Consider the following 11,822-nt stretch of genomic DNA (forward strand, 5'->3'; position numbering starts at 1 on the left):
ACCGAGTCCTCATCCACCGGCGCAGAGCCGGGTGCTAGCCGCCAAGGAGTACACCGATGCCGTCAGCTACGACGAGCGAGACGCCGGAGCCCGCCACCGACGTGCGGACGGCCCCCCAGGAGGCGGCCGACGCCCTGGAGTTCCCGGCCACCTACGCCCAGCAGGGACTGTGGTTCTTCTACCGGCTCAACCCGCACAGCGCCTTCTACAACGTGTCGATGGTGCACCGGCTCACCGGTGACCTGGACACCGCCGTGCTCCGGCAGGCCCTCAACGACGTCGTAGGGCGTCACGAGGCGCTGCGCACGACCTTCCGCGAGCACGAGGGCGAGCTGCGCCAGGTCGTCGCCGGAGAGGTGGACATCGCGCTGCCCGTGCACGAGGCCGCCGGCTCCGCGGCCGACGGGCCGGCCCCGTACGAGGACCCCGCGGTGCGAGCGCAGCTGACCGGGCTCATCCAGGCCCCCTTCGACCTGGAGAACGGCCCGCTGCTGCGCGCCGCCCTGGTGCGCACCGCGCCCGCCGATCACCTGCTCGTCCTGTCGATGCACCACATCGTCGTGGACGGCTGGTCCCTGGGCATCCTGCTCCGGGAGCTCGCCGAGGCCTACCGGGCCCGACGCGCGGGCGAGGCGCCGCAGCTGCCGGAACTGGACATCCAGTACGGCGACTACGCGGAATGGCAGGCCGAGCAGCTGCGCGGCCCGGCCCTCGAGGACGGCCTCGCCTACTGGCGTACGCGACTGAGCGGCGATCTGCCCGAGCTGCGGCTCGCCACCGACCGGCCGCGCCCCGAGACCCGTTCGTTCGCCGGCGCCCGCCTCGACTTCGCGTTCGACGAGGAACTCACGAGGCGGCTCAAGGAGATGTGCCGGGCCCAGGGCGTCACCCTGTACATGGCGCTGTTCGCCGGCGTCTCCGCCCTGCTGCACCGCTACACCGGGCAGGACGACTTCGTCCTCGGCACCCCGATGGCCGGGCGCGACGACGCCCAGACCCAGCCGCTCATCGGCTCGTTCGTCAACACCCTGCCGATGCGCGCGGACCTCTCGGGCGATCCGTCCTTCACCCGGCTCCTGGGCCGGGTGCGGGAGATGAGCCAGGGCGCCTACGCGCACGACGACATCCCCTTCGAGAAGATCGTGGAGGACGTCGCACCGCAGCGCGGCATCGGGGCCAACCCGCTGTTCCAGGTCACGTTCGCGCTCCAGAACTACGAGCTCGGCGGCTTCGCGCTCGACGGCGTGCGCGCGGAGCGGATCGCCGTCGAGGAGGGCACCGCCCGCTTCGACCTGGAGGTGCACTGCTGGGACGACCCGCACCGGCTGCGCGGCTCCTTCGTCTACAGCACCGACCTGTTCGACCGCGTCACCATGGAGCGCATGGCGGCGCACCTCACCAAGGTGTTCGAGGGCGCGCTGGCGGACCCGTCCCGGACCGTCGGCGAGCTGTCCCTCCTCACGGCGGACGACCGTCGGGTCCTGGACGCGGTCGCCCGACCCGACGCCGATGCCGGTCCCGGGTTCGACGCCGACGCCTCCGTGCCGCGGCTCTTCGCCGCCCAGGTGGCGGCCCGGCCCGGGGCGACGGCGGTACGGGCCCCCGGTGCCGCCCTGTCCTACGCGGAGATCGCCGCGCGCGTGAGCGCCCTCGCGGCCCGGCTGCGCGATGCCGGGCTCGCACCGGGCACCCGGGCCGGCCTGCACCTCGCCGGCCCGGTCGACGAACTCGTCGGCACCCTCGCGGTCCTGGCGGCGGGCGGGGTGTGCGTGCCCCTGAACCCGTCCGACGACCCCGCGCTGCTGCGCCGCTCGGCCCGCCGCACGGGGCTCACCCTGCTGCTCACCCGGGGCGCGGCCGGCGACTGGGCGGACGGCCTCGCCGCCGTGGACCTGGACGGGACCGGCGTCGGTCCGGACGCGGCGCCGGCGCCCGTGCCGCCCGCGGGTTCCGCGCCCGCGCTCCTGCTCGACGTGCCGGGCGGCCCGTACGTCCTCGACCACGCGGGGCTCGCCGACCGGCTGGCCCGGCTGGCCGGACTGACCGGGCTGACCGCCGCCGACGCCGTCGCCCGGCACGCGGCCCGGGGCCAGGAGCGCGCCGTGTGGGAGACGCTGCTTCCGGTCTGCCACGGGGCGAGCCTGGTGGCCGGCGGCGGTGCCGGCGTCCCCGAGGACGCCACCGTGGTGATCGCCGCGGACTCCGACCTGACCGTCCTGGAGGCAGCGGACGCCCCCTCCCCGCGAGCCCTGCTGTGCCTCGCCTCCCTGCCCTCGCCCGCGCTCGTCCGCCGCTGCCACGACCGCTTCGGGTCCGCGGCCCGCTGGGTGTACGCCACCCCGCAGGCGGGTCCGGCCGGAGTCGCCGAGGCGGCCCAGGCGGAGGCGCCCCTGCTCTTCACACCCCTCCGGGCGCTCCGGGTCCTCGACGCGCACGGAGCCCCCGTCCCGGTCGGTGTCCCCGCCCAGGTGCACGGCGACGGCCCCGGCCTGGCCCGGCCGGCCGCCGGGGACCGCCCGGCGCCCTGGGCCGCCGGCGGTGACTCCGGCCGGATCGGCGCCGACGGAAGGCTGGAGATCCTCGGCCGCCGCCCCGGTACCGCCGTCGTCTCCGGCGTGTCCGTCGACCTCGCCGAGGTGACCGCGGCGATCCTGGCCGAACAGGCGGTCGCCGAGGCCGCGGTCGTCGAGCGCCGCGCCACCGCCGGGCACACCGAGCTGGTCGCCTACGCGGTCCGCCGCGGCCAGGTGACCGCGCAGCGGGTCGCGCAGGCCGCGCGCGCCGCGCTGCCCGGCGGCGCCGCCCTGGCCGCGGTCGTGTTCGTCACGGCCCTGCCGCGTACCCCCGGCGGCGGCGTGGACGTCACCGCGCTGGGCGAACTCCCCGTCCTCGACGCCGACGTGGCGGGTGCGTGGGAGCAGGCGCTGGCCGAGCGGGGCGCTCCCGCGGTCGTGGTGGTCGCGGAGCGCGACCCGGCACCGGCCGACGAGGACTTCGTCGATGCGCGGGCCCTCGCGCGCGACTCCGCCGCCGAGCCGGCCCCGGCCGGCGCCGCCGGGACGGCCGGGCACTCGGACGTACCCGCGATCAGCAGCGGCGGGCCCGCGCTCGACCCCGGCGCGGTGAACCTGGCCGAGGTGCTCCGCCGGGTCGCCGCCGACCCCGCCTCCGGTGACATCGTCTACGTCTCGCCCGACGGCGCGGAGGACCACCAGTCGTACGGCGAGCTGCGCGACGAGGCGTCCCGGGTCCTCGGCGGACTCCGCGCGCGCGGCGCGCGCCCCGGCGACAAGGTGATCCTCCAGCTCGCGGACAACCGCGACTTCGTGACCGGCCTGTGGGCCTGTGTCCTCGGCGGGTTCGTCGCCGTGCCGCTCGCCGTGTCCCCCACCTACGCGGAGGACACCGCCGCCACCAACAAACTCGCGGGCGCCTGGACGCTGCTCTCGGGTCCCCTGCTGCTCACGGACCGCACGCTCGCGGGCCCGCTGCGGGGCCTCGGCGACCGGCTCGGCTGGGCGGAGCTCCGGCTCGCCGTGCTCGACGAGCTGCGCGACGGCCCGCGGGCCGACGACTGGCACGACTCCCGGGGAGACGACCTGGTCCTCCTGCTGCTGACCTCCGGCAGCACCGGCCGCCCCAAGGCGGTCGAGCTGCGTCATGGCAACGTGCTGACCCGCACGGCGGCCGCGCAGCACGTCTACGAACTGACCCGTCGGGACGTCTCGTTCAACTGGATGCCGCTGGACCACGTCGGCGGCATCGTGATGTCCCACATCCGCGACGTCTTCGTCGGCTGCCGGCAGATCCAGGCCCCCACCCCGTGGGTGCTCGCCGACCCGCTGCGCTGGACGGCCAAGATGGCCGAGCACCGGGTGACGACCACCTGGGCCCCGAACTTCGCCTTCGGCCTGATCGCCGAGCGCACCGCCCTGCTCGCCGGGCAGGACTGGGACCTCAGCGCCCTGCGCCTGGTCATCAACGGCGGCGAGGCCATCGTCCCCCGGGTCACCCGGCGCTTCATGGAGGCGCTGGCCCCGCTCGGACTGCCCGCCACCGCCATGCGTCCGGCCTGGGGCATGTCGGAGACGTCCTCGGGCGAGGTCGACGACCGCTTCGACCCGGCGGCCTGCGCCGACGACGCCCCGTTCGTCCAAGTGGGAGCCCCCTTCCCGGGGTTCACCATGCGGATCGTCGACGGTGACGGCACCGTCGTCCACGAAGGGGTGTCCGGCCGGCTCCAGGTCAGGGGGCCGGCGGTCACCTCCGGATACCACCTGAACCCGGAGCAGAACGCGGAGTCGTTCACCGAGGACGGCTGGTTCGAGACCGGCGACCTCGCCGTGCTGTGGGACGGCAGGCTCACGATCACCGGGCGGGCCAAGGACGCCATCATCATCAACGGCCACAACTTCCACTGCCACGAGCTGGAGGAGTGCGTCGAGGAGCTCGACGAGGTCGAGCGGTCCTTCACCGCGGCCTGCGCGGTGCGCACCGCCGACAGTTCCACCGACGAACTGGCCCTGTTCTTCTGCCCCAAGGACGGTGCGGCCGACGCCGACACCATCGCCCGCATCCGCGGCAAGCTGCTGCGCGAGGCGGGGGTCAACGCCTCCTACCTGGTGCCCGTCACCCGGGACCGCATCCCCAAGACGGAGATCGGCAAGATCCAGCGGAGCCTGCTGCGCAAGCAGTTCGAGGCCGGCGAGTTCGCGGCCGAACTGCGGCGCACCGGAGCCGGCACGGACGACGACACGGCGCTGCCCAACTGGTTCCACCGGCCCGTGTGGCGGCGGGCCGCGGCCGGCCCCCGGCCCCTCGCACCGGCCACCGGCCACACCCTGCTCGTCGCCGACGAGCACGGTCTCGCGGACGCCCTGGCCGGCCTGCTGCGCGCCCGGGGCGAGCGCTGCACCGTCCTTCCCGCGGAGGCCTCCGACACCGCCCACTCCCGGGAGGCGTACGGCGCCGTGGACCGTGTCGTCCACGTCGCGGGCTGCGCCCCGTACCAGGAGCTGCCGACCGGCACGGAGGAGCTCGCCACGGCCTACCGCGAGGGGCCGCTGGCGGTCGCCGAGCTGGTCGGCGCCGTGGCCCGGGCCAACCCCGAAGGCCGGCCGGTGGCCCTGACCGTGGCCGCCACCCACAGCCAGTGGGTGCGCGAGGGCGACCGCGTGATGCCCGAGCGGGGCGCCACGGCCGGCGTGGTGAAGTCCGCCGGCCAGGAGTACGACTGGTTGCGCGCCACCCACCTCGACGTGGAGCCGCAGGAGCCCGCGGAGCTGGCGCTCCGGATCCTGGAGCTCCTCGACGCCGCCGGCAACGAGCCCGAGCAGGCGCTGCGCGGCGGCGAGCGCCGGGTGCGCCGGATCGAGCGGCTGCCCGCCGCCCCGTCCGCGGCGGTCGGACTCCGCCGGGGCGAACTCGTCGTCGTCAGCGGAGGCCTGGGCGGCCTCGCCGTCGAGACCGCCGCCCACCTCCTTTCCGCATACGGCGTCCGGCTGCTGCTGCTCGGCCGGACCGTCCTGCCGTCCGAGGAGGGCTGGGACGAGGCGCTCGCCTCCGGCGGGAGCACCGCCGAGCGGATCGCCGCCCTGCGCCGGCTGCGCGCCCTGGGCGACGTGCACTACGCGGCCGCCGACGTCACCGACGAGGCAGCCGTGCGCGCGGCCCTCCAGGACGCCGAACAGCGCTTCGCGGCGAAGGCGGGCACGGTCCTGCACCTCGCCGGCCACTTCCACGAGGCCGCGGTGACCGAGGCCTCGGAGGCCGACTGGGCGGAGGTCACCCGGGCCAAGGTGCTCGGCGCCGCCGTCCTGCACCGGCTGATGAAGGACCGGCCGGGGGCGCGCTTCCTGTCGTACTCCTCGGTCAACGGCTTCTTCGGCGGTGCCAACGTCTCCGGATACGCCGCGGCCAACGCCTTCCTGGACGCGCTCGCCGTCCACCAGTCCACCGCGCACGGCATGCGCGCCCAGAGCCTGGGCTGGACCATGTGGGACGAGCTGGGCCTCAGCCGCGGTTACGCGCTCAAGGCCCTGACCGAGGCCCGCGGATACCGCGTGCTCGCCCCCGCACAGGGCGTCGCCTCCCTCGACGTCGCCCTGCGGCACGGCACTCCGCAGCTGCTGATCGGCCTGGACCACACCGCGCCCTGGGTGGCCGGCCGGCTGCTCGCCCCCACCGCGCCCCTGCACCGGCTGCTCGGCTACCGCACCACCGGCGCCGCCGAGGACGCCCGTGGCCCCCTCGGCCTGCCGGACCGCTACGGGACCCGCACGGACTGCGAGTTCGCCACGGTAGCCGAGCTGCCCGTGACCGAGAGCGGAGAGGTCGACCGCCGGCGGCTCGCCGAGGAGGGCGGCGCCGGTGCCGCGACCGCGGCGGCGGGCGCCCGCCCGCACACCGCCGCCGAGCAGCTCATCGCCGCCATCTGGTGCGATCTGCTCGGCCTGGCGGAGGTCGGTGTCCACGACAACTTCTTCGACATCGGCGGGCACTCGCTGCGCGCGGCCATGCTGCTCAGCCGGCTCCGCGCCGAGCTGGGCGTGGACCTGACCATCGCCTCGCTCTTCGAGAACCCCACGATCGCCGGACTGGCACGGCAGCTCGACCCGATGACGGCCCAGGACCCGCTGGCCGTGGTGCTGCCGCTGCGCCGGGAGGGCGACGCCGCCCCGCTGTTCTGCCTGCATCCCGGCGGCGGCATCAGCTGGTGCTACTCCGGCCTGCTCGGCGGCCTGCCGGACCGGCACCCGGTCTACGGCATCCAGGCCCGCGGCCTGAACGGCACGGACCCCCTGCCCGCGACGCTGGACGAGATGGTCGACGACTACCTGGCGCAGGTCCGCGAGATCCGGCCGACCGGCCCGTACCACTTCCTCGGCTGGTCGTTCGGAGGAGTGATCGCCCATGCCATGGCGACCCGGCTGACCGCCGAGGGCGAGCGGGTCGGCGTCCTTGCCATGATCGACGCCTGGCCGGCGGACCCGGAGCTCGACCCGGAGTTCGGCGACGACCTGAACATCGAGAAGGAGATGCTCGGCGCCCTGCTCGCCGACGCCGGGTACGAGGGCCCCCTCGACGAGGAGCTGACCCGCACCCGGGCGCTGGAGATCCTGCGCAGTGAGGGCAGCCCGCTCGGCAGCCTCACGGAGGAGAGCATCACCTCGCTCGTCGCCATCGCGGCGAACAACGTCACGCTGCGCGCCCGCGAGCTCCGGCCGTACGACGGCGACCTGCTCCTCTTCCACGCGGACGGCGACGATCGCGACGCGGACGCTGTGACGCGCAGCTGGCAGAGGTTCAGCACCGGCCGGATCGACAGCCGCCCGATGCCCTACGGCCACAACAGCATCATCCACCCCAAGCCGCTGGCCGAGATCGGCGCGGCGGTCGGCGAGCGGATGGCGAACGGATGACCCGCCCGGCAGCACCACAGGAGAAGACCATGACCAATCCCTTCGACGACCCGGACGGTACCTACCGCGTGCTCGCCAACGACGAGGGGCAGCACTGCCTCTGGCCGGCGGCGCTGGACGTCCCCCGGGGCTGGCACACCCGGCGGGACGCGGGCACCCGGCAGGAATGCCTCGACTTCGTCACCGAGCACTGGACGGACCTGCGTCCGGCCGGCCTGGTGGACGCGGCGGACGCGGCGGACGCGGTGGACGGCGCCCGGTGAGCGACACGAGGACGCCCGTCGGCGTCGACCTGCTGGATCCCGACGTCTACGCGGTGGACAACCAGCCCCGGCTGTGGCGGAGGCTGCAGAACGAGTGCCCGGTCGGCTGGCACGAACCCACGCCCGGCGTCCCCGGGTTCTGGGTGCTGTCCCGCTACGCGGACATCATGGAGGTGTTCAAGGACACCACCACCTTCAGCTCGGCCCGCGGCAACATCCTGGGCACCCTGCTGGCCGGCGGCGACCCCGCCGGCGGGCAGATGCTGGCCGTCACCGACCCGCCGCGCCACCGCGACCTGCGCCGCATCCTCCAGGGCGGCTTCTCGGCACGGTCGATGCGGCGCATCGCCGACAGCGTCCGCGTGGTGGCGCGGCGGCTGGTCGCCGAGGCCGTGGCACGCGGCGGCTGCGACTTCGTGGCGGACATCGCGGCGCGCATCCCGCTGGAGGCGATCTGCGAACTGCTCGCCGTTCCCGTCGAGGACCGCGCGCGCATGCTGGAGCTCACGTCGACGGCGCTCGACGCGGAGAGCACGCCGATGGAGGCCGCCAGGGCGCAGAGCGACATCATGAACTACTACGCGAAACTGGTGCCCGAACGCCGCGCGGACCCGGGGGACGACGCCGTGAGCATGCTCGCGAACGGTGCGATCGACGGACGGCCGCTGAGCGAGGTCGAGGTCTTCCTCAACTGCTACAACCTCATCATCGGCGGCGACGAGACCACCCGTTTCTCCGGCGCCGGCGGCCTGCTCGCACTGATCGAGCACCCGGACCAGTGGCGGCTGCTCAAGGAGCGGCCCGAGGTCATCGACAGCGCCGTGGAGGAGATCGTCCGCTGGACCTCGCCCGCGCTGCACATCGCGCGGGTGGCGACCGCCGACACCACCGTCCGGGGCGCCCGGATCGCCGCGGGCGACATCGTCACGCTGTGGATCGGCGCGGCCAACCGGGACGAGGAGGTGTTCGAGGACCCGTACGCCTTCGACCTGGCGCGCACGCCCAACAAGCACATGGCGTACGGCTTCGGACCCCACTTCTGCCTGGGCGGCGCGCTCGCCCGGATCGAGATGCGGATCCTCTTCGAGGAGATCCGCGACCAGGTGGGCACCGTCCGCCTGGCCGGTGACGTCTCCTCCTCGCGGTCCAACTTCCTCACCGGCGTCAGCAGGCTTCCCGTCGCCTTCACGCCGAGCACCCGCTGACGCACCGACCAAGGAAGAGGCATGATGCCGAGCACCAGCACCAGCACCAGCACAAGGCCACGACTGCGCCCGGCCCTCGACGCCGTTCCCGGCTACACGCCGGCCCGGGTCCCCGCCGGCGAGGCACCGGTCCACCGGCTGGCCGCCAACGAGAGCCCCTACCCGCCGCTGCCCGGCGTCCTGGAGCGGCTCGCGGCCACCGCGGGCGACGCCAACCGCTACCCCGACATGGGGTGCCGCGAGCTGACAGCCGAACTCGCCGCCCGGCTCGACGTCCCCGCCGCGCACATCGCGGTCGGCAACGGCTCGGTCGGCGTCACCCAGCAGCTGCTGCAGATCACCGCCGGCCCGGGGGACGAGGTCCTCTTCGCCTGGCGCTCCTTCGAGGCGTATCCGGTGATGACCCGGCTCGCCGGTGCCGTACCCGTCCAGATACCGCTGACCGGCGACGAACGGCACGACCTCGAGGCCATGGCCCGCGCAGTGACCGGGCGGACCCGGTTGATCATCGTCTGCAACCCCAACAACCCGACCGGCACCGTCGTCGGACGTGCCGCCCTGGAGACGTTCCTGGACCGGGTGCCCGCGGACGTCCTGGTGGTCCTGGACGAGGCGTACATCGAGTTCGCCGACGGCTCGGACCACCCGGACGGCGTCGAGCTCTACCGGGACCGCCCCAACGTCTGCGTGCTGCGCACCTTCTCCAAGGCGCACGGCCTTGCGGGGGTACGGGTCGGCTACGCCGTCGCCCACGAGCCGGTGGCCGCGGCCCTGCGCAAGGCCGCGGTCCCGTTCGGTGTGAGCCAGCTCGCCCAGGACGCGGCCGTCGCCTCGCTGCGCGCCGAGTCGGCGATGCGCGAACGCGTCGCCGCGCTCACGGCCGAGCGCGCCCGGGTCGTCGCGGAGCTGACGGGCCGGGGATGGGCCGTGGCGGAGACGCACGCGAACTTCGTGTGGCTGCGACTCGGCGACCGCACCGAGGAGTTCGCCGACGCCTGCGCCGCGGCGGGCGTGTCCGTCATGGCGTTCCCGGGCGAGGGCGTACGGGTCAGCATCGGGGACCGCGCGGCCGACGACGCGTTCCTGCGGTGTGCGGCGCGGTTCCGTACCGGGCCGGCGGGGGAGCGGGGGCGCACCGCATGACCGCCACCGTGGCGGAGACCCGGTTCAAGGACGTCATGGCGGGCGTGAGCGGCCCGGTGACCGTCGTGACCGCCTTCGAACAGGGCGTGCCGCACGGGACCACGGTCACCGCGTTCGCCTCCCTCTCCCTCGACCCCCCGATGGTCACCGTGGCCCTGAGCGAGACCTCCGCCCTGCTCCCCAGGATCATCCGGTCCGGACGGTTCGGGGTGAATGTGCTCGCCGCCGCCCAGGAGGAGCTGGCCGGTCGCTTCGCCCGGCGTGACGTGGACCGCTTCGCCGGCGTGGACTGGCACGCCGACAACGGGCTGCCGCGACTGGCCGGCTGCCTCGGATGGGTCACGTGCGACATCGCGGGGGAGGTCCGGGGCGGCGACCACGTCCTCCTGCTCGGTGCGGTGACGGGCGCCCGGCGGAGTTCCCGGGAAGCACCTCTGATCTACGTCGACCGCGGTTTCGGTACGCTCGGACCAAGCCCCAAGATCATGCCCTTCGTCACGTCAAGGACTATTTCATGAGCGAACGCGTCATCACCCCGCGCAACCGCGGCTTCCTTTTTCTGGACGCGCACCCCGCCGGTTGCACCCGCCTGGTGAACGACATGTGGCGCTCGGCAGCCGCCCGGCCCGCGGCGGACCTCGGCGAGGACGCGCCCGTGGCCCTGGTCATCGGCTCCTCCTCCGGTTACGGGCTGGCCGCCGCCATCGCCGGGCTCGCCCGCGCGGGCATCCGCGGCATCGGCGTCTCCTTCGAGAAGGCGCCGACCGAGCGCAGGACCGGCACCGCGGGCTGGTACCGCACCGCGGCCACCGCCGAACTGGCCCGGGAGGCCGGGCGGGAGATGTACTTCCTCAACGGCGACGCGTTCTCCGACGGCATGAAGGACCAGGTCGCCGACCTGATCGAGAAGCGCTTCGGCCGGCTCGACCACCTGATCTACTCGGTGGCGGCCCCGCGCCGCACCGACCCCGAGACGGGCGTCACCTACGCCTCGGCCCTCAAGCCGATCGGCGGCACGGCCCGTACCCGGACCCTGGTCTTCGACGAGGACGGGAAGCCGGACGTCCGGGAGGTGTCGACCGAGCCGGCCGACGAGGACGAGATCGCGCAGACGGTCGCCGTGATGGGCGGCACCGACTGGGAGCGGTGGGTGTCCCACCTGGCCGGCCGCCGGCTGCTCGCCGACGGTTTCAGCACGGCTGCCCTCTCGTACATCGGCTCTCCGCTGACGGCCGACATCTACCGGCAGGGCACGATCGGCGCCGCCAAGGCCCACCTGGAGCAGACCGCCCGGGTGCTCGACGCGCGGCTGCGTGACCTCTGCGGAGGTCGCGCGGTGACCTCGGTCAACGGCGCCGCCGTCACGCAGTCGTCGACCGCCATTCCGGGCATCGCCCTGTACACCGGCCTCCTGCGGGGCGTCCTCGGGGACGGCATGGTGTCCCCGGTCGACCAGCTGGCGGAGCTGTGGGACCAGCTCACCGGCCGGAGCCCGCTCGTGACGGACGACGAGGCGCGGGTGCGCCTCGACACCTGGGAGCTCGCGGACGAGGTCCAAGCCGCCGTCGCCGACCGCTGGCGGACCGTCACCACCGACACCATCACGGACCTCGCCGACCTGGACTGGTTCCGTGACAGCGTCCGGCAGCTGTACGGCTTCAGCGTCCCCGGAGTCGACTACGCCGCCCCGGTCGAGACGGACGTTCCCTGGCCCGCCGTCTGACGAGCGAGCCCGACGCCGCCGCCGGGGGGGGGGGGGCCCCGGCCCCCCCCCGCGGCGGGGGGCCGGC

Annotated in this window: 6 protein-coding genes; all 6 read left to right on the forward strand. The window is 74.6% G+C overall.

Annotated features, from left to right (window positions below; translation table 11 throughout):
- Positions 1–56 precede the first annotated feature (56 nt).
- From ACWGN5_RS23350 to fabV, 6 genes are read left to right on the forward strand one after another with little or no spacing between them, the layout of a single operon-like run.
- Entirely contained in the window at positions 57–7,421 is a 7,365-nt protein-coding gene (locus ACWGN5_RS23350; RefSeq protein ID WP_453518296.1) for an alpha/beta fold hydrolase, read from the forward strand.
- Between the two features lie 29 nt (positions 7,422–7,450).
- Complete coding sequence (locus ACWGN5_RS23355; protein WP_453518299.1) at positions 7,451–7,684, forward strand: MbtH family protein; 234 nt, start codon at positions 7,451–7,453, stop codon at positions 7,682–7,684.
- Positions 7,681–8,889 (forward strand): cytochrome P450, encoded by a 1,209-nt coding sequence (locus ACWGN5_RS23360; RefSeq protein ID WP_453518302.1) that lies wholly within the window; start codon positions 7,681–7,683, stop codon positions 8,887–8,889. Before ACWGN5_RS23355 ends, ACWGN5_RS23360 begins: the two co-directional genes overlap by 4 nt.
- 24 nt (positions 8,890–8,913) lie before the next feature.
- Positions 8,914–10,032: a histidinol-phosphate transaminase gene (hisC, locus tag ACWGN5_RS23365; protein WP_453518310.1), complete on the forward strand. Its 1,119-nt coding sequence runs from the start codon at positions 8,914–8,916 to the stop codon at positions 10,030–10,032.
- Positions 10,029–10,550, forward strand: a complete 522-nt coding sequence (locus ACWGN5_RS23370; RefSeq protein WP_453518305.1) for a flavin reductase family protein — start codon at positions 10,029–10,031, stop codon at positions 10,548–10,550. Before hisC ends, ACWGN5_RS23370 begins: the two co-directional genes overlap by 4 nt.
- Entirely contained in the window at positions 10,547–11,755 is a 1,209-nt protein-coding gene (gene fabV, locus ACWGN5_RS23375; protein ID WP_453518307.1) for an enoyl-[acyl-carrier-protein] reductase FabV, read from the forward strand. Before ACWGN5_RS23370 ends, fabV begins: the two co-directional genes overlap by 4 nt.
- Positions 11,756–11,822 lie beyond the last annotated feature (67 nt).

This window comes from Streptomyces sp. NPDC055815 (assembly GCF_053616475.1).

Coding starts and splice junctions, on each gene's coding strand:
- ACWGN5_RS23350 (WP_453518296.1), top strand. CDS start 57: ATGCCGTCAGCTACGACGAGCGAGACGCCGGAGCCCGCCACCGACGTG.
- ACWGN5_RS23355 (WP_453518299.1), top strand. CDS start 7,451: ATGACCAATCCCTTCGACGACCCGGACGGTACCTACCGCGTGCTCGCC.
- hisC (WP_453518310.1), top strand. CDS start 8,914: ATGCCGAGCACCAGCACCAGCACCAGCACAAGGCCACGACTGCGCCCG.
- ACWGN5_RS23370 (WP_453518305.1), top strand. CDS start 10,029: ATGACCGCCACCGTGGCGGAGACCCGGTTCAAGGACGTCATGGCGGGC.
- fabV (WP_453518307.1), top strand. CDS start 10,547: ATGAGCGAACGCGTCATCACCCCGCGCAACCGCGGCTTCCTTTTTCTG.